Source organism: Agrobacterium sp. 22-209-1, from assembly GCF_053522485.1.
In genome coordinates this window covers 23,267-43,355 of record NZ_JBNWCH010000011.1, presented here as the reverse complement: position 1 = coordinate 43,355, position 20,089 = coordinate 23,267, and the positions used below count along the sequence as shown (strand labels likewise).

The window sequence follows — 20,089 nt, the reverse complement described above, 5'->3', positions numbered from 1 at the left end:
GTTACATCATGAGCAACGCCCAGAAACTCCATGTCCCGGTGCTGATAATCGGAGGCGGTCAGGCGGGCCTCTCCGTCAGTTGGTACCTCAAGCGCGAAAACATCGAGCATCTCGTCCTGGAGCGTGATCGTCGGTTCGAGAGCTGGCGCAACAACCGGTGGGACAGCTTCTGCCTGGTGACGCCCAACTGGCAGTGCCGTCTGCCGGGATGGCCCTATGCGGGTCGGGAACCAGACGGCTTCATGCTCAAGGACGAGATCGTGGATTATCTCGATGGGTTCGCCGAGAGCTTCGATCCACCTCTTCGAGAGGGCGTCGACGTTTCCCGCGTATCTATCCGGGACGAAGGTGGATATCTGGTAGAAACGAACCAGGGTATGTGGACGTGCGACCAAGTCGTCATTGCGACGGGGGGGTATGACGCTCCGATCGTCCCCGCCTATGCGGCCGACATAGATCCGCGCATCGTGCAGATCCATTCCCGCGAGTACCGCCGGCCCTCGCAAATGCCGGAGGGCGGAACGCTCGTCATCGGCACTGGGCAGTCGGGCGTCCAGATCATGGACGACTTCCACCTGGAGGGCAGGCAGGTGCATCTCGCTGTCGGACCTGCGCCCCGCAGCCCACGCAGGTACCGCGGGCGCGACGCGACCGACTGGCTCTACGACGCCGGCACCTACGCCGTCACCATCGATCGCCATCCCGATCCTATCAAGGCTCTCACCCAGACCAACCACTACATGTCGGGCCGTGACGGCGGCAAGGAGATCGACCTGCGGAAATACGCACTGGAAGGTGTGGGTCTGGTCGGTTCCGTAGCTGGAGCCAGTGGCACGACGATGAACTTCCTGCCGGACCTGGAGAAGAACCTGGACGATGCGGATCGCAGCTATCTCGGCATCCGCACCCAGATAGACGCCTGGATCGCGCGGCAGGGGATCGATGCGCCGGAAGAGCCGCCGTTCGAGAAAGTCTGGCGGCCGGATCAGGAGATCACGGAAGTCGATCTAGTCGATATGGGCATCTCCTCCATCATCTGGGCCATCGGATTCAGACCGGACTATTCCTGGATCGAGATCGACTGTTTCGACGAACGTGGCAAGCCGCGCTTCCGGCGCGGCGTGACCGAGGTGCCTGGGTGCTATTTCATCGGGCTCGGCTGGTTGAACACCTGGGGGTCAGGACGCTTCCTTGGCATCGATGAAGATAGTCGGTACCTCGCGGAAAAGATCGTGGCTCTTCAGAAGAGCGTGCTAGCGGCATGATCTCCCTCGCTGTCTCCGCCATGAACAAGCCCGGCCTTTCCGAGACGCACACGCTCGGGATGGCGGAGATGGGATACAAGGGGCTTTCGGAACAGTGGTTGATGCGGCGGGCAGGCGACCTCCATTGGCGCCTGATCGCCGCCGCGATGGGTCAGAAGAGCGCGGTATTCACATGCCCGGCGGGCCAGCCTCTTTATGCGGCTTTTTGCGCTACAAGTCTGCAGTTCTCCAAACCGGAGCTCCCTCGCCTCGGTGCAGAGCTCGCCCTGCATGGCTCGCTCCACCGCGTCGGAACCGGCCGTCTCGGGTCTCTGGTGCAGATCACGGTCAACCGACAGTGCGTAGGTCGACTTGTTCTTGTGTCGACATTCGTGGGGCGCTCCGATCTTTCGAGCAACCGGTCGATCGTTCGGCGGGCCCCTCGAGTGCTGGCGATGCCGGCCGAGACTTCAGAAATAGTGAGCCGCGTTTCTGGCGAGGCGGCGAGGATTGCGCGTATGGCTTCGCAGCGGCTGCTCGATGTGCCGTGCGACCACGCAGTGAAACTGCTCCCATGCCCGGCGGTGGACTTCAACGCGGCCGGGCTGATGTACTTTCCGAGTTTCAGCGCGCTATGCGATCGCGCGATGTTCGAGGTCTTCAGGGGTGCGGACATGGTCGCAGCTAGGCACGTAGTGCATCTCGGCAACGTGGAACCAGGTGAAGCTGTGCACATCGGCCTTCGTCGGAGTGCTCGGGGCGTCGAGGCAGCAATGCATGGCGACGATGCCCGGCTCCTGACCGTCATGCGCATCCGGCTTGCGTCGACCCCACCCGCCCGCACGAGGTAATCGGCTGGGAGCGTGATGCCATCATGGGAAGCTCAAGTCCAAACCAAGCATCCTGCTAAGGGCGAAGGCGACGAGCGCTACGGCTAGGAGCGCTAGAATGAAGACTGCAGCCATCATGCCTCCTGTGCGTAATACAGCTCGCCTTTCCTCCTTCCCCCCTGATCGTAGTGCCACTTGATCGCGAAGAAAATGCCAATGCTCAACGCCAGTACCTTGAACGTAACGAAGACTATAGGTGTCCACTCGATCATAATACTCTCTCGTTCATCAGCTACCCGCGTTATGATCTCATCTCAGGCACCCAAAAATCGTCCATTCGCGACGCTGGCGTGTAACCGCAGGCGGCAGCTTCCTTTCTTAAGCCGCTAAGAACAGGTTGTTTAGACCGAGCAGATGCCGACACGGACTGCGTAGGGTGGCGGCTGTATGGTGTCCGTAACCGCAATTCTGGCTTGCGGCTCCCAGATCCGGTGCCTGTTCAATTTGAAGTTGGTTTGGAACCGTAGGTGTCGATGTCAATCGCCATCTGTGTGTGATTGCGCCGCTTCAATCGAACGTGGTCGCGATCGATACCTTCCGCTTCCGCCTTCATGCAGAACCGGCTGTTCATAAGCCAGCCTTTCAACGGCCGAAGGGGTAGAAGACAAATCAGGAGGACGGGCGGGAGAGCAGTGAAGAGGTGCACCCAGATGGAGGGCGAGTAACCAGCCTGGATCAGGCAGGCGAGCGCAACACCGGTTAGGCAAACCTCTGGAACTGGATGAAGCGAAGGCTGACGCCCAGCTAGGAGACCGAAGATCAGGTGGTGAATCACAGGCTTTCAGTTCCGCGATCTTGCCGTCTCTCGTCTCCGGCCTCTTCACCGTCACGATCGGATGCAGCAGCATGTAACCCTTCGACTTCCCCCCAGGCTTCGAAGGCCGTCCGAGCAACGTAGTTCCCCGACAGCCCAGTGCGACAGCTGATCTCGCGGATCGGCTGATTCTCGCGCAGCGCTATCCGACGGATGATGTTTAAAAGTCCGATGTAGATCACTCCGTTGCCCGTCACTCAGCGCGTCAAGGAGAAGGTTCCCATGGCTCAGTTCTTAATGGAAATTTAAGCACTAACCGGTTGAGCTCCGCGTGAAACCAAAGGCACAATCACTTGGCCCATTTCTTGCTTGCTCTGCATCCTGGGGCATAATCGCTCAATGCTCTTGCCTTCCAAACCAGCTACGGTCCAACGGGCGTGGCGTTGGATTTTTTGAAGAATATTGCCCAACGCGCTCCCGAATGCGAGCGTCACCATCTTCAGGCAATAAGTGCAAGCGCGGGCGATCTCGTGATCAATGGCATCCTGTCGCAAGCAGCCGGTCTTGCACCGCGTCGTTGGCTGTTCGAGAAGCTTCGTAGCGGGATCTCGAATGAAATCAGGGATCCGGAATTCGGTGCGCTGCAGTTCGCCAGGCATGCGAAGATGTCCGACCGATCCCTCAGGAGACTTTGCGCGGAAAGCGGAACTTCGCCGGGCGAGGTCATAATGAACGCGCGGCTTCGTGGCGTACGGCGTGAATTGCTTGCAGGTCCGAGTGGCCGCAAGTCCATAACCGAGATCGCTCTGTCTTGGGGCTTCAATGTCTATTCCTGTGTGTCTTAACACCAAAACAATCAAGTTCGCCCAAGGTTTAATAACTAGGTCGGTTGACCGATCTGTTATTTTGTGCGCTATTTCCGCCGAGGTTCGGAGGAGGAAATTATGGACCAGACATTCAATCAGACTGAAGCGCATGAAGAATCCGCGCCCGAGCGGAATATCCGGTTGACCGGGCAAAAAGTCGGCCTGTTGTTCGTTGCGCGCTACATCGCAGCTCTGGTTGGGATTTATATTGCCTTGATCACGCCGGCCTCGGTGACCCTTGCGATCAGGGTTGGTCAGATTGATCCTGCCGGGAAGGCAGGTTCGCTTGCCCTAGTCGCGAGTATAGGTGCCGCGGCCGCGCTTTTCTCGAACCCGATCTTCGGAATGCTAAGCGACCGTTCGACGTCACGCTGGGGGCAGCGGCGCCCGTTTATCTTCTTCGGATTTGCGATCGGCGTGTTGGCCATTTTTGCCATCGGGCTCGCACCGACTATCCCTCTCGTTGCCTTGGGCTGGGCAGTCGCGCAGGTCGCCTTCAACGCGGCAATTGCCGCCATCATCGCTGTGTTGCCCGAACGCGTGCCCGCGTCCTTACGCGGACGTGTGTCCGGCTTTATGGGCATGACGGGGCAGCTCGCGGTGGTCAGCGGTGTTTTCCTCATCCAGCTCGTCGGGACGCAAGGCGCGGGAATGTTTGTCTGGCCAGCCGTTCTCGGATGCGCGCTCATCCTGCCGTTCTTATTGACGTTGCGTGAGGTGCCGCGCAAGCCCGGTGAAGTTCCCAACGTCAATTTGGCTAGCGTGATTGGAGCTCTATGGATCAATCCGTTCCAGCACCGAGACTTCGGTCTCGTTTGGGCCGGCCGTTTTCTCGCATGGACAGCGCTATACCTGCTGACGACCTACAAGACGTACTTTCTGATGGATCGGCTTGGATACACGACCAGCACGGTTGCGCCAATTTTGACGACCGCGATGTTTGTGTTGGCCATCACTGTCGCGATATCCAGCATCGGCGGCGGTTGGCTGTCCGATTACCTCGGGAAGCGCAAGCCGCTTGTCGTCCTTGCATCCCTTTTCTTCGTGGCGTCGATGCTGATCATCGCATTCTCCCATAGTGTTGAGATGTTCCTTGTTGGTATGGCGATCGCCGGGCTTGGAAACGGCCTCTATTTCGGAGTTGACTACGCACTTGTGTCGGAAGTCATTCCAGACCGCGAGAACGCGGCCGCCAAAAGCATGGGCGTTTTTAACCTGTCGAGCACGATCCCTCAGACGCTGGCGCCGGTTATCGCGCCGGTCCTGCTAATGATTGACGCGGACGGCGGAACGCCGAACTATACGTCGCTATACCTGTTCGCTGCAGCATTTGCTTTGATCAGCGCCATTTTCATCCAGTTCATAAAAGGTACCAAATGACAGGACTCGCCAACGACGAAACTTGGCCAGACACATCGAGTGCCGAAGCGCTGTCTCTTTCGACCGGGGCGGATTATTGGACGACGGCAGCCGCGCCGGCGCACGGAATTCGGTCGCTACGGCTGGCGGATGGTCCCCACGGACTGCGTGTTCAGGACGACGAAAACCCCGACCATCTCGGGCTAGAGCGCAGTGCTTCCGCGACGTGCTTTCCGCCTGCGGTGACGCTTGCGTCGTCATGGGATCCAGAACTCGTGGAGGCGGTCGGGCAAGCTCTAGGCAAGGAAGCGCGGGCGGCCGGTGTCAACGTTGTGTTGGGCCCCGGTCTCAATATCAAGAGAAGCCCGCTTTGCGGCCGCAATTTCGAGTATTACTCCGAAGATCCGCTGCTCACCGGCATGCTGGCCGGAGCGGCTGCGCGCGGACTTCAGACCGAGGGAGTCGCGGCCTGCCTGAAACATTTTGCAGTCAACAACCAAGAGACTGATCGCCTTCGGGTCAGCGCAAACGTTGATGAGAGAACGCTCAGGGAAATTTACCTGCGCGCTTTCCAGATAGCCCTTCGCGAGTCTGCGGCATGGTCGGTGATGTCCTCCTACAATCGCATCAACGGGGAGTTCGCGTCTCAAAGTCACTGGCTTCTCACAGAGGTTCTTCGCCAGGAATGGGCCTTTGACGGGATTGTCGTTTCCGATTGGGGGGCTGTCCGGGATCCGGTGGAAGCCCTCAAAGCCGGGCTGGATCTTCGAATGCCCGGACGACCGGAGGATAAGCGGGTCCATGAAGCCTGGCGCGACGGGCAGATAGGTGCCAATGTGCTGGAAAATACGGTCTCCAGGATGCGGTTGCTGTGCGAGCGCACGGCGGGGCCGGCACCCGCGTCGCCAATCGATTACGATGCACATCATCTCTTGGTCAGGAAGGCGGCGGCGGAATCCGCGGTTCTTCTCAAAAACGACGCGGTGCTGCCACTCAGCTTCGAACCCGGTCGGAAGATTGCGGTCATAGGAGAACTGGCGCGCAGTCCTCGATATCAGGGCGCTGGCAGTTCACGCGTGAACGCGACCCGGGTGGTCAGCGGTTGGGACGCATTGTCGACAAAGGCCGACGAGATGGGCGCCCACATTGAGTTTTCCGGTGGTTATGCTCTTTCGAGCTCGCAATATCTGCCGTCGCTGTTGACGGAAGCGGTGGAGTTGGCCGGACGTTCCGACACCGTTATCCTCTTTCTCGGGCTACCCGGGGAATACGAGGCAGAGGGGCGGGACAGAACGACGATCGAGCTGCCCGACAACCAGATAGCGCTTGTGAAGGCCCTTGGGGAAACGGGCGCGAAGATCATCGTGGCGTTGAGCAACGGCTCCGCAGTTACGAGCCATACCTGGCGCGATTCGGCCCATGCGATCGTCGAGTTCTGGCTCACTGGCCAAGCACATGGCGACGCCGTTGCCGACGTTCTTTTGGGCGAGGTCAATCCGAGCGGGAAGCTTGCCGAGACCATTCCGCGTCGTTTGGAGGACACGCCGGCGTTCCTGAACTTCCCAGGTGAAAATCAGAATGTGGACTATGGCGAAGGTATCTTTGTCGGTTACCGTTACTATGATGCGCGAGACATCGAAGTGGACTATCCGTTCGGTCACGGACTGTCTTACACGACATACGAGTATTGCGGGTTGGAGGTTGCGGTCCGTCCTCTCACCGACACCATCGCCTTCGACGCAAAGGTCCGCATTCGCAACACAGGAAAGCGTTTCGGGCGGGAGGTTGTACAGCTCTACATTGAGGATAAGTCCGGCTTCCTATCGACACCTCGGCGGGAACTGGGAGGATGGAAGAAAATCGGCCTCGCACCCGGCGAAGAGATGAATGTGGAGATTTCTATCCCCCGTGAGCGCCTTCAGCATTGGCATGTTCCCACTGCGGACTGGGCCTATCCGGGTGGTGAACTTATCGTAAGCTCTGGCGGCTCATCCCGCGACTTGCCGCTCGAAACGATTGCCACTGTTCCGGGAAACGATATCGTCGTGAAGATCGATGAGTGGTCGACATTCGGTGAATGGATGGATCATATGGAGCTTGGGCCGCGGCTGTTTAGCATTATCGAAGAGCGTGGCGGTCTCAAGGGGCGCATGGCAGATCTTCTCGAGGACGAGGGCGGCGGTCGCGACGCCGTTCGGTCGGTACCGCTCGCAACCATTGTCGAATTTCCAGGCGTCCCAGTCACTTTGGAAGAAGTCAAAGCGCTTGCCGCCTGACACACTGCGCGGGGCGCCATGCAAACATTTGGAAACATGGCACCCCGCCGGCCGAACCGGCACAGCATACTTTCCCTCACGTCGATTTCAATGTTGGCACTGATGCGCGAGCTTCCCACGCCACGGGGCGACTGAATTCGGCCGGTTGGTTGCGAACCGATCACCTTTGAGTTACACGAGTGCCGAGTATTGTAAGATGTAAGGATTTCCATGCCGCGCGCGCAGAAACATGCGGAAAAGGGAGAGAGAACAAGACTTGCAATTCTCAAGTCCGCGGTCGAACTCTTCGGCGAGAAGGGATATCGTGCTACCTCGATCAGCCAGATAGCTAAACGGGCCGGGGTCGTGCAGTCAGCCCTGCATCATCATTTTGGTGCCAAGGAGATGGTGCTCGAAGAAGCCTTGAAGTTGCACTATCCCTCATCGGTATCAAGGCCTGATATGATGTCGGTGGCTGCGGGAAAAACCGAATTCGTTGATGAACTTATGGCAGCCGCCCGCCGCAACATCAGAGACCCCGAACTCGTTCGCTTCTTTTCGGTGATGACAGGAGAATCTCTGACGCCGGAACACCCGGCTCACGGGTTTTTCGTCAACCGTTATGATGTCGCGCGCGAAGGCTTTACTGATGCTATTGCACAGGCCAAAGGTGTTCGTGGCGAGGCTGGACGCGCTGAAATTTCGCTATTGGTTTCCACGCTATTTGCGGCCTCCGATGGCTTGCAGATGCAATGGCTGCGCAATCCGCAGGTCGATTTCCTCGGAGGCCTTGAGCGCGTCGCGGCGATGGTTCGCGATGGATTGAATTCGCTTGAGCAAGCCTGATGCGTTGATGGCACGTGTCGAACGTTCTAACCAAAACGGTCGTCGGACGCGGCGCGCAAACAATCTGGCACGTTGCGCAGATCAATTCGCGCGCCGATAAGGTGGCTATTCGGACTGCGGCTCCACCGCTTGATATTCCGGTTCAAACGCTTGCACGCGCTGCATTTCGCGTCTGTTGAACATCAGCCTGACGACGTCCGGGCGGGAATAATGACCAACAGGATCGTATGCCGCCTTCGCCACACCGATGACGCCGAGGTCAACGTCGGCGTACATGATGCCTTCCCGTTTCGGGAATCGGCTTGGCGAGAGGCGCGCCGTCCGGCCCGAAGATCATCGTGAAGCCACCGCCCTCCAGTAGAAGAGGTTGTTTAGCCGGACTATCGATCAGCAGATCGATCATCGATTTGGAGATGATAGCGCATGGGGCAAGAACATATGTTCCCCCTTCAAGCGCGTAGACCTGACTTGCCGCAAGATTGGCCTCGGCGCTTAGCTGAAACGCTGCTCCCCGATAAACCGAAAAGCTCGGCCAGCTTGCAATATGAATCTGCTCGTTCTGCGAATACATGGCGAATTTCGACAGCGGCTGAATGTGCTCAGCACAGCAGAGTGCGCCCATCCTGCCCAGCGAGGTGTCGTGAACAGCGAGATGGGAGCCGTCGCCTTCGCCGAAGACTGTCCGCTCTGCATGCGTCGGCTTCAATTTGCGTCGGTTCGCGATCGTTTTACCGCTGTCGTCGATCAGCGCCTAGGACAGATACAGCGTACCGCCGGACCGTTCCACGTAACCCATGACAACGTGAATCTTGTTGTCGGCAGCCGCCTTCTGCAGCTTTTTGCAAGACGCGTCACCGACTTCCATGGCATTGGCGAAATACTTTCCGACGAACTGCATTCCCCAGGCTGGCGAGTCCAGCCAGATCCACCACGGGTAGCCTGGCAACCACACTTCGGGGAATGCCACAAGAGACGCACCTCCGCGTGCAGCCTCTTCGATCAGAGCAATTGCCTTGTCTACGCCTTTGTGAAGGTCGAGAAATTCCGGAGCCGCCTGAATCGCGGCGACCTTGTATTGTGTGGTGACCATCGTTTTTTCCTTTCGTCCCCGACGTCATCCTCGCGTGACTGGCAATATTCTTCTTGGCATATCCAGGCCAGGAATATTGCCCAAAACGGCCATGCGGCGATAGCCTCAGCCTCGTGCAATCGACAAGCCAGACAACCGAAAGAACGATCGAGCACATCCGCTCGGGCGGACAAGAGGTTTTCCTGATCGCCTTTCAGATAGACGGTCGGGGTGCGGTTTATCAGGATGATCGTGTCGCGGAGACACGGCCTGGAGAGTTTGTCTTTTACGACAGCCGAAAACCCTACAAGCTGGAATTTCGTTAGCCTTTCAAGCAATTGGTTCTTCGCTTATCGCGTGCGACGCTGGGATCGCGCGCAAACAGTTTAGACAACCTCAATGCGCTTGCCTTCCAAACCAGCTACGGTCCAACGGGCGTGGCGTTGGATTTTCTGAAGAATATTGCCCAGCGCGCTCCCGAATGCGAACGTCACCATCTTCAGGCAATAAGTGCGAGCGCGGGCGATCTCGTGATCAATGGCATCCTGTCGCAAGCAGCCGGCCTTGCACCGCGTTGTTGGCTGTTCGAGAAGCTTCGTAGCGGGATCTCGAATGAAATCAGGGATCCGGAATTCGGTGCGCTGCAGTTCGCCAGGCATGCGAAGATGTCCGACCGATCCCTCAGGAGACTTTGCGCGGAAAGCGGAACTTCGCCGGGCGAGGTCATAATGAACGCGCGGCTTCGTGGCGTACGGCGTGAATTGCTTGCAGGTCCGAGTGGCCGCAAGTCCATAACCGAGATCGCTCTGTCTTGGGGCTTCAATGACGTCAGCTATTTCAACAGATCTTTTAAGGCTGCGTTCGGGTGCACACCATCTCAATGGCGTCGCGCTTCCCACTGATCAAACCTCATCCTGCCGTGGCTGTCATCCGGCGAACGGCAATGCATTCTCGAAGGCCGTCACCGCCCAATATCGCGGCAATTTGCTGAAATTCTAGTTCGGCGGCGTTCGCTTTGCCAGCAAACCATGGTGGGAAGCGAAGAACAGTGGGATTTCGTCCCCTTTCAATCCCAAACGACTTCGCTCAGATCAACAGAAATGTCGATACTGGACAATGGAAGCATCTGCTTTGCTGGCGAAAACACAGCAGGAGATGCAAATGGAGCTTTGGAAACTTACGCTCACCGAAGCGAGCACTTTGCTTGGCCGTGGTGAAATCACGTCGGTGGATCTTGTTTCTGATCTTCTTGATCGAGCGCACGTTCTGAGCGAATTGAACGCCTTCACCTACCTCGATCGTGAAGAGATTATTGCTGCGGCGCGAGATTGCGATGTCCGGCGCCGAAAGGCGGATGGCCCTTTGCCCATCCTTTACGGGCTGCCGATTTCCCTCAAGGACAACATAGCCTGCGTGGGCATGCCGATGACTGCGAATACGCCGGCGTTGGAGAATTTCAGACCGCAAGCAGACGCCACGGTGGTTGAAAGACTCAAAAGTGCCGGCGCCATCCTTTTCGGAAAGAACACGATGCATGAGCTTGCGTTCGGCGGTACATCGAACAATTCTTTCGGTGGTCCGGTTCGCAATCCGTTCGATCGGACAAGGGTTCCCGCAGGTTCCTCCGGAGGGACTGCCTCCGCGGTCGGCGGACGGCTCGTGCCCGCCGGTATCGGAAGCGACACCGGTGGGTCGGTCCGTGTTCCGGCGTCGTTTAACGGCGTCTTCGGTTATCGTCCAACCGTGGGACGATGGTCGGGCAACGGTGTCCTCCCGCTGTCGCACACCCGCGACACCTTGGGACCCCTCGCTCGATCCGTTTCGGATCTGGATCTCATCGACCGCGCGATCAATGCTCGAGAGCCTGCTGTTCCCGCCGAAATCGGGACGCTGCGCCTCGGCAAGCCCTCCGGTTTTTACTGGGAGAATCTGGCCGAAGATGTGCGTTTGGCCTGCGAAGATGCACTTTCTCGATTGTCAGACGCCGGGGCGACCATCGTAGAAATTGACTTGGCCCCGCTGACCGCCCGCGTTCGAGAGATAGCTTTCCCGATTGTCTTTTACGAAGCAGTCCCGGAACTTTCCGCCTTCCTGGAGGAATGGAAGACGGGTTTGACCGTGGAGAAGCTGCTGTCCGATGTCGCTTCGCCCGACGTCGCTCAGGTTGCTAAAATCCTGATGGACCCGGCCCAAGCCGTCGCCCTTTCCGATTACCGGCGCACCATCGACGAGATGATACCCGAGATAGCCGCGAGCTACGCCTCGGTTCTTGCGGAAAACCGACTGCACGGCATTCTCTACCCGACCTCGCCGATTACCGCTCCGAAGATTGGGGATGACGACACCACCGATCTGAACGGCGAGCGTGTTCCAACCTTCCTGACGGTCATTCGCAACATGGATATCGGCAGCGTGATCGCCCTGCCCAGCATTTCATTGCCCGTCGGCGTCGATCGCAACGGTCTGCCGATCGGTCTGGCACTCGAAGGCGCCCATGCTGAGGATGAGGAGCTCATCTCGATCGCGCTTTCACTTGAAACGATACTGCCTGCAATTCCACAACCAAAATAAATCAAGGGGAAAAGATGACAGATACGATTTCTCGCCGTCAGCTAATTAAGTTCACCGCCACGGCAGCGGTATTAGCAGCCACTGGAAGGGTTGCCTTCGCGGCCGACCCCATCAGGATTGCTGTCTTTATCACCCTTTCTGGTGGTGCCTCGCTCTTTGGCGCGTCCAGCAGGGCCGCCGCCGAATTCGCAGCGGCGCAGATCAACGCCACGGGCGGCATCACGGGACGACCGCTTGAATTGACAATCGCAGACGGAGGGGCGGCGCCCGCCGAGGTTGCAAAGACCGCGACACGAATGGTCTTGGGAAAGAAGGTCGATATCATCGTCGGCGCTCACGACAGCGCCGTCAGGCAAGCGGTTGAAGCGGCAATCCGCGGCAAGGTTCCCTACATCTACACACCGGTCTTCGAAGGTGGGGATTGCGCGCCTTTTACCTACTTCCTTGGAGAAACGCCTGAGCAGCAGATCGGGGCATCGATCGGGTCGTTGGTCAAGCGGGCGAATGGAAAATCATTCTATCTGATCGGTAATGACTACGTGTGGCCGCGCGTAACGAACGACGCCGTAAAGGCTGCGGTGAATCGGCTCGGCGGCACCATCGTTGGCGAGGAATACTATCCGGTAGGGGCGGCGAACAAGTTTGAGAGTTCCATCGAGAAGATTCGCGCGACCTCGCCCGCTATCGTCCTCCAGACGCTGGTCGGCGGCGACAACGTAAATTTCAATCGAACATTCGCCAATTTCGGACTTTCCGCCAACATTACGCGAATGTCCTGCCTGCTTGAGGAAAATACGTTGCTGGGCATCGGCAAGGAAGCGTCCGACAAGCTCTATTCTTGCATGGGCTATTTCACCAACCTGGATCTGCCTGAAAACAAGGCGTTTCTCGACGGTGTCTCGAAAGCATCGGGTGGAACACCGGCGATCCAGAACACGATCGCGAAGTCGGTCTATGATGGTCTGGCGATGGTCAAAGCGGTTGTCGAAAAGGCAAAATCCGTGTCTCCAACGGAATTCGATGCGGCCGCGGAAGGCACTAGCTTCACCACACCGTCAGGCCTGATGACGGTAACGAACAGGCATACCACAAAGACAATGTATCTCGCAAAATGCAACGGTACGGATTTTGAAGTCGTGGAGACTTTCAAGGATATCCAGACCGGGCAAAGCTGCAAGTAACGGCGGGCGGTCTAGGATGATGACACTCACTCTCAACCTTGGATACGACGTGCTGCTCCTAGCGTTGCTTACGCTTGGCTTGGCTGTATCCATGGGGCTGCTCGGGGTCCTTAATATCGCTCATGGAGAGATGGTGATGGTCGGCGCCTACTGCGGCCTGAGCGTTCAACATCTGGGGCTTTCCTATTTCCTCGGCATCCCGCTTGCTTTCCTGGTCTGTGGTTCGCTCGGTTTTTTGGCCGAGCGACTGATCATCAGGCCGCTTAAATACGATGGTTTCGCAACCCTTTTGGGGACATGGGGCCTCGGCATGGCAATACGAGAGATTGTCAAACTGGTTTGGGGCAACGGATATCAGAGCGTTGATCTCCCGATTCCCGGCACGGTTGATCTGTTCGGCACTGCTTTTCCGGGATGGCGGCTGTTTGCGATGTCATGCGCCTTTGTCGCGCTGGCGTCAGTTGGCATATGGTACCTTCGTGCCAAGACTGCACTTCGGATCAGGGCGATGGTATCCAATCCGATGCTCGCGCAGGCCATCGGCATCAATTCCAGCCGCCTTTCCACGCAGACATTCGTCTTTAGCGCCGCGGCGGCTGGAATGGCTGGAGTGCTGATTGCACCGACGGTTCCCGTCGAGCCATCAATGGGCATCCTGCTCGTCGTCAATTCCTTCTTTTCGCTTGTCGTCGGCGGTTACGGAACGATCGCCGGGCTCTTGAGCGGGGCTGCAGCAATCGGCGGCTCGCAAAGCATTCTTGCCACTCAGCTCAGCCCAACAACGGCCTATCTTGTCGTTCTCGCCATCGCCATCATCTTTCTATGGAGACGTCCCCGTGGTCTCTTCAGCCTTGCATAAGCTCGCGCTCCTGGCCTTGGCATTGATCCTCCTGCCACTACTGGCCGGTGATCTATGGGCCTATGAGGTCTCACTTTATCTGACATACGGGATCGTTGCGACCGGCTTGGGTCTTGCCTGGGGGCTGAGCGGAACCCTGTCGCTGGGACACGGGCTTTACATGGCCATCGCCGCTTATCTTGCTGCCAACATGTTCATCGTCGTCGATGGTTCGGCCGTTGCATGGCCGGCGGCCTTGCTATGCGCTCTGGTTCCCATGCTGGTTGCATTTCTAGTCGCTTATGCCGTGTTTCGTGGCCAGACGGGAAGCGCGACGTCTTTCTCGATGGTAACGCTCGCGCTGGCTTTTGCCGGCAGTCAGATTGCAATCACCTGGTCGAGTGTGACCGGCGGCTTCAACGGTCTGCTGGGTATCCCGAACATGCCGGGCGTATCTGGGTTAATGGAGCAATACTTCCTTGTTGCCGCCGCAACCCTCGTTGTGTGCGCCGGTTATGCGTGGCTGGTATACGCGCCGATCGGAACAGTGTGGAAAGCGATAGCCGCGGACGAGCGTCGGATGCAGTTTTTCGGGTTTGACACCGCACTGCTCAAGGCTCTGGCGTTTGCCGTTTCCGGCTTTTGCGCGGGCTTGGGGGGCGTGATCTACGCGCAACAGCAAGGGCTCGTCACGCCCGATCTCACCGGTTTTGCATTTTGCGGGACATTGCTCGTCTTCGTCGCCGTAGGGGGGCGCATGTCGGTGTTCGGACCGCTCATCGGCGCGCTCGCCGTGGGAATGTTGAGCTCCGAGCTAAGGGATAGGATCGACTGGTGGGAGCTTGTTCTAGCGCTCGTGTTCATCGCCGTGGTCCTGCGTTTCCCAAAGGGCCTGGCAGGGATCATTCCAACAGCCGCCCCGCTAATGAACTTGCGCATGCCGATCGAGGCGCCTCGGTTGAAAAGTGACAATTCGGCACTGTCCTGCGATCTGCGGGGTGTGTGCGTTCGAATTGGTTCGGTCCAGATACTGAATGGTCTGGATTTCTTCGCCGAGCAGGGCAAGACGACCTGCATCATCGGTCCGAATGGCGCAGGCAAGTCATCGTCCTTCAATGCGCTGACAGGCCTGCTTCCTCTTTCATCCGGTGTGCTTTCGCTTGACGGGAAGCAGATACGAAAGGCAACGCCCGCTGGCCTGACGCTTGCCGGTGTTTCGAGAAAATTCCAGGCCCCGACCGTATTTGCGGATTTGACGGTGCGCCAGAACCTGTGCCTTGGGCTTTGGAGCAAACGGATCTCAACGCTGAGGCTTCTGGACCGTCGTCTCTGGCAGTGGAATAGCCCGCTGCTTGTCGAATTGCAGCGGCGCTTCGCATTCCTTTCCGATAGCGCCAAGCTCGCATCTGAGCTTTCCCATGGTCAGCGACAAATTCTTGAGTTGTCCATGGTCCTTCTGACGGAGCCGCGCATTTTGCTGCTCGACGAACCCTGCGCCGGGCTGTCCCACGACGAAACGTCCGCTGTCATAGAGCTGATCAAATGGATCAGGCAGGCGAAAGGAATGACCATCGTTATCGTGGAACATGACATGGCTCTGGTTGAGGCGCTTGCCGACAACGTCACCGTTTTTCATCAGGGACGCTTTCTAGCCCAAGGAACGATTGAGGAAATCCGGGCGAACAACGACGTCCGCGGCGTCTATGCGGGAGGGCAACGATGAGCCATCTGGAGGTTTTGACCGTCAACAAGCTATCGGGCGGATACGGCTCCGGTATCGTCCTTCGTGATTTCTCGGCAGGTTTCCGAGCAGGCGAGGTGCATTGCATTGTCGGACGCAACGGTGTCGGCAAATCCACTCTTCTGAAGTTGCTGGCCGGCGCGATCAAGCCTGCATCTGGCGAGATCGTTTTCCAGGGTAGGGACTTCTTTCTGGCGTCGATGTTCGAGCGGGCGAGGATGGGATTGTCTTATGCGCCGCAGGATAAGGTCGTGTTCGACGAACTGACAGTGGCGGAGAACCTCACCCTGATGCGTGGCAATAGAAGCATGAAAGGCCTGGAGCTCTATCTCGATACGTTTCCGCGTTTGCGCGAACGGCTCTCGCAGAAGGCAGGTACGCTTTCCGGCGGCGAGAAGAAGCTGCTTTCTCTGTCGCGCGTATTGTCTGAAGATCGGCCTCTGGTTTTGCTGGATGAGCCTACCGAGGGGGTGCAGTATGAGAATGTCGTTCGTATTGGCCAGCTGTTAAGCGCTCGCAAGGCTGCTGGTGCAGCCATTGTACTCGTGGAACAAAGCCTGGGTCTTGTCGAAAGCGTCGGCGATCAGATTTCGGTTCTCGACCATGGCGACGTCGTGTTTCGTCGGAGTGTGAGCGAGATAACACGCGCGGAAATCCAGGGCTGGCTGAGCGTCTGAGCTCCTGGCAAAATTTCTGCGCTTGAAACGTCGCAATCTGCAGCCTTTCCGCGATTATGGCGCAAGTCATCGTCCCTGCCGGGCATTGGCATGACGCGTCACAGTTCGCGCATCGTCATTTATGTCGATGGCGACTGACAGCCATTTCCATAGGCTGCGACATGGAAAAATGTAGGAGATCAATTTCGATGGAAGTTGCACCAAAGCAGTTGGGGCTGATCTGTCGACGGATAGGTTTGAGCTTCGTCACCCTTATTCTGGTGTCCGGGCTGATATTCATGGCGACACAGGGACTGCCCGGTGACGTCGCCAGAATGATCCTGGGAAAGGAAGCGGGTGCCGAACAGGTGGAGGCGTTGCGATCGCAACTCGGTCTCAATCTGCCGCTCATCGAGCAGTATATGCGCTGGGTTGGTTCGCTTCTGAGTGGGGATCTCGGATTCTCGGCCGCATCGAACCGGTCCGTCGCCGACCTTGTTGGGCCGCGGGTCGAGAACTCGTTTGCCCTCGTCGCGATGTCCATGGTTCTGGCTTTGCCGATTTCCGTTCTTCTCGGAGTAGCGACCGCCAATTTCAAGGATACGTGGTTCGACCGCATCGCGATGGCAACCTCGCTCGGCGTGAATGCCCTGCCGGAGTTCGTGCTTGGGCTGCTTCTGGTCGTGGTTTTCAGCACCAACGTCTTGCATGTCGTGCCGGCCGTGTCGCTTCTGTCGCCGGGCAAGCCGTTCTATCAGCAGCTCGGTGCCTACGTGCTTCCTGTTGCGACGCTTTTCCTGCTCCAGACAACCTATCTTTATCGTCTCGTTCGCGGGACGATGATCGATGTCCTCGCTTCGGACTACGTCCAGTTTGCGAGGCTCAAGGGGATGTCTTCCGGCAGGATCCTCTTCCGCCATGCCCTGCCGAATGCCGCCGTTCCGGCAATTCAAGCAGCGGCAAACGTCTTCGCCTTATCCGTGGGCGGCGTCGTGGTCGTGGAATATGTCTTCGGCTACCCCGGCATGGGGACAGCGCTCACCGATGCCGTCGGAAACCGCGATATCCCTGTCGTGCAATTCATTGTGTTGATCATCGCGGCCACCTTCCTTCTGTCGAACATGATCGCGGACCTTGCGGCGGCGCTCCTCACTCCCCCGGGCCGAGGTACCTGACATGAGCAAGGAAATCATGATGGACAATGTCGAAACGCAGCGCTCGAGGATGGCGGTTACAAGATTGTTCCGATCGGCAAGAACAGGTATCGGTGTCGCCCTCATGATTGTCGTTGCAGCGGTCGCGGTCCTTGGCCCGTTTCTCGCGCCTTACGGGGCGACCGAACTTGTGGGTATACCGTTCGACATACCTCAGCCCGGTTCGCCACTCGGAATGGATTTTCTCGGCCGGGATGTGTATTCCCGCTTCCTCAATGGCGGGTTCAGTCTCGTTTGGATGTCGCTCTGCGCGACGGCGTTTGGTCTCGTTCTCGGCGCGCTGATCGGTCTTTCCAGTGCTTTCTACAAAGGATGGACCGACCTGCTTCTGATGAGGCTCGTCGATGTGAAGCTCGCGTTTCCCAGTGTGATCTTCGTGCTCCTGGTTGTAACCGTCGCAGGCCCGGGCAAGATTCTTCTCGTGGTCCTGGTCGGCATCTCACAGGCACCCAGCGTTTCGCGCGTCATCCGCGGTGCGGCGCTGTCGGTCGTCAATCTGGAATATATTCAATACTGTCGGGCGATCGGTTTGTCCGGACCGCGGATCATCGTCACGCAGGTCTTGCCGAATGTCGCGACGCCGCTTCTGGTCGAAGCGGGCCTTCGTCTCATGTGGTCGATCTCGCTCCTTGCCGGTCTGAGCTTCCTTGGCTACGGCATTCAGCCCCCGGAGGCCGACTGGGGCGTCATGATCAACGAAAATCGCAACGCGCTTTCCATCCAGCCGTGGGCAGTCATTGCTCCGATCGTCGCCATCGCGGTTTTCACGATCGGCGGAAACATATTTGCTGAAGGTGTCCTTCGCTCTTTGGGCCGGACAGATGGTGGAAAGGACTGATCATGATCAAGATCTCCAATCTGAGAGTCGATGCGACAGCGACCGGTCTTCCGATCGTCAAGGATGTCCACTTCGAGATCGCTCCCGGCGAGGTGCTGGGACTGGTTGGCGAATCCGGGTCCGGTAAAACGACCATTTCTCTTGCTTTGCTCGGTTTCGCCAAACCCGGGACCACCATAACGGCGGAAAGCCGAATTGTCCTCGATGACATGGATTTGATGGCACTGTCGCCACCCGCGAGAAATCAGGTGCGCGGAAAACTCGTGACCTACGTACCGCAGGATCCCTTCGCATCGCTCAATCCGGCGATGAAGATCGGCGAACAGCTCATCGAAGGCTTGGTGCGGGGCCGGAGCGCTCTGTCCCCGGGCGAGGCGCGGGCAAGGTTGAGCGACCTCCTGGTGGAAGTCGGTCTGGCTGCGACGCCCGAATTGTTCGGCAGATACCCATCCCAGCTCTCCGGCGGGCAACTGCAGCGCGTCGCCATCGCAATGGCGGTCGCTCCGCGACCCCGGCTTGTCATCATGGATGAGCCGACGACAGGTTTGGACGTATCGACACAGGCGGATGTGCTCTCCATGATGACGCGGCTTTGCCGGGCTCACGGCATCGCGACTGTCTATGTTTCTCATGATCTGCCCGTCGTGGCGCATATCGCCGACAAAGTCGTCGTTCTCTATGCAGGGCGCATCGTTGAGGCTGGAAGCCGGGATGATGTGTTCTCCAAGCCAGCGCATCCCTATACACGGTCCCTTCTCGATGCGGTGCCTTCGGTCCGAGAAGCCCGAAAACTGCGAGCAATCGCTGGAAAAGCTCCTGCTCTCGTCGATCGGGAGCATGGCTGTGTCTTTCGTCCCCGTTGCCCCCACGCGACCGCTATCTGCGCCGGCGCCCCGCCACTCGAAAACATTCCGGCGGCCACCCATGCCGTCGCATGCCATCGAACCGGCGAACTTGACGGCATGGCCAGGCCAGCGCCGCTTTTGGTCAAGGAGAGAACGCTTGAGGAGATTAAAGTCCTCGACGTGCGCTCACTGTCGGCGCGCTATGGCGATCGAACCGTATTGCGTGATGTCTCGATGACGCTTGCCAGGGGGCAATGTCTCGCCGTCGTGGGGGAATCCGGCAGTGGAAAGACAACATTTTCACGGTGTCTGATCGGGCTGCATGGTGACTGGAATGGTGAGGTTCTTCTTGATGGGCGCAAGCTTTCTCCCTCAGCCGGTCATCGTTCTCATGATGATCGTCGCAGGCTGCAATACGTGTTCCAGAACCCCTATGGTTCCTTGAATCCCCGGCAGACCATCGGCGGCAATCTCGCAGTGCCGATTGGCCACTTCCGATCGTCGCAAGGCACGGATCGCAATCGCCAGATCCGCGACGTCCTCGAACGGGTCGAGTTGAGATCCGCCTATATCGACAGGTTCCCGAACGAATTGTCGGGTGGAGAGAAACAGCGTGTCGCAATCGCACGCGCCTTGCTTGCCTCTCCCGACGTGATGATCTGCGACGAGATCACCGCGGCTTTGGACGTTTCGGTACAAGCCGCGATCGTCGAACTGCTCAGGTCTCTTATGTCCGATGGCCTGAGCCTGGTGTTTGTGACACATAATCTCGGCGTGGTGCGAAGCCTCGCCGACACCGTTGCTGTTCTCGACAAGGGGGAGATCGTCGAAATCGGCTCTTGCGAGGAGGTCGTGAGCCGACCGGCCGCAGCCTACACCAAAGGCCTTTTGGCCAACACCCTGGAACTGGCCTGACACAGGC

General features: G+C 58.1%; 17 protein-coding genes and 1 pseudogene. 15 read left to right on the top strand and 3 right to left on the bottom strand.

Features of this window, described 5'->3' with window-relative positions; all coding sequences use genetic code 11:
- Positions 1–8 precede the first annotated feature (8 nt).
- Together ACQZ48_RS20140 and ACQZ48_RS20135 are read left to right on the top strand one after the other, a co-directional pair.
- Positions 9–1,265: an MSMEG_0569 family flavin-dependent oxidoreductase gene (locus tag ACQZ48_RS20140; RefSeq protein WP_448729280.1), complete on the top strand. Its 1,257-nt coding sequence runs from the start codon at positions 9–11 to the stop codon at positions 1,263–1,265.
- Complete coding sequence (locus ACQZ48_RS20135; protein WP_448729279.1) at positions 1,262–2,095, top strand: Pnap_2097 family protein; 834 nt, start codon at positions 1,262–1,264, stop codon at positions 2,093–2,095. The genes ACQZ48_RS20140 and ACQZ48_RS20135 overlap by 4 nt, the downstream gene beginning before the upstream one ends.
- Positions 2,096–2,573: 478 nt before the next feature.
- Here ACQZ48_RS20135 and ACQZ48_RS20130 read toward each other — a convergent pair whose 3' ends face one another.
- A complete protein-coding gene (locus ACQZ48_RS20130) occupies positions 2,574–2,909 on the bottom strand; it encodes a DUF983 domain-containing protein (RefSeq protein WP_448729278.1) in 336 nt (111 codons plus the stop codon).
- 422 nt (positions 2,910–3,331) lie between these two features.
- Between ACQZ48_RS20130 and ACQZ48_RS20125 the strand changes: the two genes are divergently transcribed.
- From ACQZ48_RS20125 to ACQZ48_RS20110, 4 genes are all read left to right on the top strand, one after another.
- Positions 3,332–3,733: a helix-turn-helix domain-containing protein gene (locus ACQZ48_RS20125; RefSeq protein ID WP_448729277.1), complete on the top strand. Its 402-nt coding sequence runs from the start codon at positions 3,332–3,334 to the stop codon at positions 3,731–3,733.
- Positions 3,734–3,832: 99 nt separating this feature from the next.
- Positions 3,833–5,134 (top strand): MFS transporter, encoded by a 1,302-nt coding sequence (locus ACQZ48_RS20120; RefSeq protein ID WP_448729276.1) that lies wholly within the window; start codon positions 3,833–3,835, stop codon positions 5,132–5,134.
- Positions 5,131–7,389: a beta-glucosidase gene (locus ACQZ48_RS20115; RefSeq protein WP_448729275.1), complete on the top strand. Its 2,259-nt coding sequence runs from the start codon at positions 5,131–5,133 to the stop codon at positions 7,387–7,389. The genes ACQZ48_RS20120 and ACQZ48_RS20115 overlap by 4 nt, the downstream gene beginning before the upstream one ends.
- Positions 7,390–7,599: 210 nt before the next feature.
- A complete protein-coding gene (locus ACQZ48_RS20110) occupies positions 7,600–8,214 on the top strand; it encodes a TetR/AcrR family transcriptional regulator (RefSeq protein WP_174166529.1) in 615 nt (204 codons plus the stop codon).
- A gap of 105 nt (positions 8,215–8,319) precedes the next feature.
- Here the strand turns inward: ACQZ48_RS20110 and ACQZ48_RS20105 are convergent.
- Positions 8,320–9,304, bottom strand: a pseudogene (locus ACQZ48_RS20105) (carbon-nitrogen hydrolase family protein).
- 365 nt (positions 9,305–9,669) lie between these two features.
- Positions 9,670–9,942 (bottom strand): hypothetical protein, encoded by a 273-nt coding sequence (locus ACQZ48_RS20100; protein ID WP_448729376.1) that lies wholly within the window; start codon positions 9,940–9,942, stop codon positions 9,670–9,672.
- A gap of 6 nt (positions 9,943–9,948) precedes the next feature.
- Between ACQZ48_RS20100 and ACQZ48_RS20095 the strand changes: the two genes are divergently transcribed.
- The 9 genes from ACQZ48_RS20095 to ACQZ48_RS20055 all read left to right on the top strand — a co-directional run bounded on the left by ACQZ48_RS20095 (position 9,949) and on the right by ACQZ48_RS20055 (position 20,082).
- Positions 9,949–10,185 carry a helix-turn-helix transcriptional regulator gene (locus tag ACQZ48_RS20095; RefSeq protein ID WP_448729369.1) on the top strand — a complete coding sequence of 79 codons (237 nt, stop codon included), beginning with the start codon at positions 9,949–9,951 and terminating at the stop codon, positions 10,183–10,185.
- A 214-nt stretch (positions 10,186–10,399) separates the two neighbouring features.
- On the top strand, positions 10,400–11,854 hold the full coding sequence (gene iaaH, locus ACQZ48_RS20090) for an indoleacetamide hydrolase (RefSeq protein ID WP_448729274.1): 1,455 nt from the start codon (positions 10,400–10,402) through the stop codon (positions 11,852–11,854).
- 14 nt (positions 11,855–11,868) lie between these two features.
- Positions 11,869–13,035 carry a substrate-binding domain-containing protein gene (locus tag ACQZ48_RS20085; RefSeq protein WP_448729273.1) on the top strand — a complete coding sequence of 389 codons (1,167 nt, stop codon included), beginning with the start codon at positions 11,869–11,871 and terminating at the stop codon, positions 13,033–13,035.
- A 16-nt stretch (positions 13,036–13,051) separates the two neighbouring features.
- Entirely contained in the window at positions 13,052–13,894 is an 843-nt protein-coding gene (locus tag ACQZ48_RS20080; protein ID WP_448729272.1) for a branched-chain amino acid ABC transporter permease, read from the top strand.
- Positions 13,872–15,596 (top strand): branched-chain amino acid ABC transporter ATP-binding protein/permease, encoded by a 1,725-nt coding sequence (locus ACQZ48_RS20075; protein ID WP_448729271.1) that lies wholly within the window; start codon positions 13,872–13,874, stop codon positions 15,594–15,596. The genes ACQZ48_RS20080 and ACQZ48_RS20075 overlap by 23 nt, the downstream gene beginning before the upstream one ends.
- Positions 15,593–16,291 (top strand): ATP-binding cassette domain-containing protein, encoded by a 699-nt coding sequence (locus ACQZ48_RS20070; protein WP_448729270.1) that lies wholly within the window; start codon positions 15,593–15,595, stop codon positions 16,289–16,291. Before ACQZ48_RS20075 ends, ACQZ48_RS20070 begins: the two co-directional genes overlap by 4 nt.
- Before the next feature lie 188 nt (positions 16,292–16,479).
- Entirely contained in the window at positions 16,480–17,445 is a 966-nt protein-coding gene (locus tag ACQZ48_RS20065; RefSeq protein ID WP_448729269.1) for an ABC transporter permease, read from the top strand.
- Between the two features lies 1 nt (position 17,446).
- On the top strand, positions 17,447–18,322 hold the full coding sequence (locus ACQZ48_RS20060) for an ABC transporter permease (protein ID WP_448729268.1): 876 nt from the start codon (positions 17,447–17,449) through the stop codon (positions 18,320–18,322).
- A gap of 2 nt (positions 18,323–18,324) precedes the next feature.
- The gene (locus ACQZ48_RS20055; RefSeq protein ID WP_448729267.1) at positions 18,325–20,082 is read left to right on the top strand and encodes an ABC transporter ATP-binding protein; all 1,758 of its coding nucleotides are present in this window, start codon (positions 18,325–18,327) and stop codon (positions 20,080–20,082) included.
- Positions 20,083–20,089: the final 7 nt, after the last annotated feature.

What these genes read in the sequence shown, in the direction of transcription:
- ACQZ48_RS20055 (WP_448729267.1), top strand. Translation starts at nt 18,325, where the DNA reads ATGATCAAGATCTCCAATCTGAGAGTCGATGCGACAGCGACCGGTCTT.
- ACQZ48_RS20135 (WP_448729279.1), top strand. Translation starts at nt 1,262, where the DNA reads ATGATCTCCCTCGCTGTCTCCGCCATGAACAAGCCCGGCCTTTCCGAG.
- ACQZ48_RS20085 (WP_448729273.1), top strand. Translation starts at nt 11,869, where the DNA reads ATGACAGATACGATTTCTCGCCGTCAGCTAATTAAGTTCACCGCCACG.
- ACQZ48_RS20065 (WP_448729269.1), top strand. Translation starts at nt 16,480, where the DNA reads ATGGAAGTTGCACCAAAGCAGTTGGGGCTGATCTGTCGACGGATAGGT.
- ACQZ48_RS20110 (WP_174166529.1), top strand. Translation starts at nt 7,600, where the DNA reads ATGCCGCGCGCGCAGAAACATGCGGAAAAGGGAGAGAGAACAAGACTT.
- ACQZ48_RS20060 (WP_448729268.1), top strand. Translation starts at nt 17,447, where the DNA reads ATGAGCAAGGAAATCATGATGGACAATGTCGAAACGCAGCGCTCGAGG.
- ACQZ48_RS20095 (WP_448729369.1), top strand. Translation starts at nt 9,949, where the DNA reads ATGTCCGACCGATCCCTCAGGAGACTTTGCGCGGAAAGCGGAACTTCG.
- ACQZ48_RS20080 (WP_448729272.1), top strand. Translation starts at nt 13,052, where the DNA reads ATGATGACACTCACTCTCAACCTTGGATACGACGTGCTGCTCCTAGCG.
- iaaH (WP_448729274.1), top strand. Translation starts at nt 10,400, where the DNA reads ATGGAAGCATCTGCTTTGCTGGCGAAAACACAGCAGGAGATGCAAATG.
- ACQZ48_RS20115 (WP_448729275.1), top strand. Translation starts at nt 5,131, where the DNA reads ATGACAGGACTCGCCAACGACGAAACTTGGCCAGACACATCGAGTGCC.
- ACQZ48_RS20120 (WP_448729276.1), top strand. Translation starts at nt 3,833, where the DNA reads ATGGACCAGACATTCAATCAGACTGAAGCGCATGAAGAATCCGCGCCC.
- ACQZ48_RS20070 (WP_448729270.1), top strand. Translation starts at nt 15,593, where the DNA reads ATGAGCCATCTGGAGGTTTTGACCGTCAACAAGCTATCGGGCGGATAC.
- ACQZ48_RS20100 (WP_448729376.1), bottom strand. Translation starts at nt 9,942, where the DNA reads ATGCCTGGCGAACTGCAGCGCACCGAATTCCGGATCCCTGATTTCATT.
- ACQZ48_RS20140 (WP_448729280.1), top strand. Translation starts at nt 9, where the DNA reads ATGAGCAACGCCCAGAAACTCCATGTCCCGGTGCTGATAATCGGAGGC.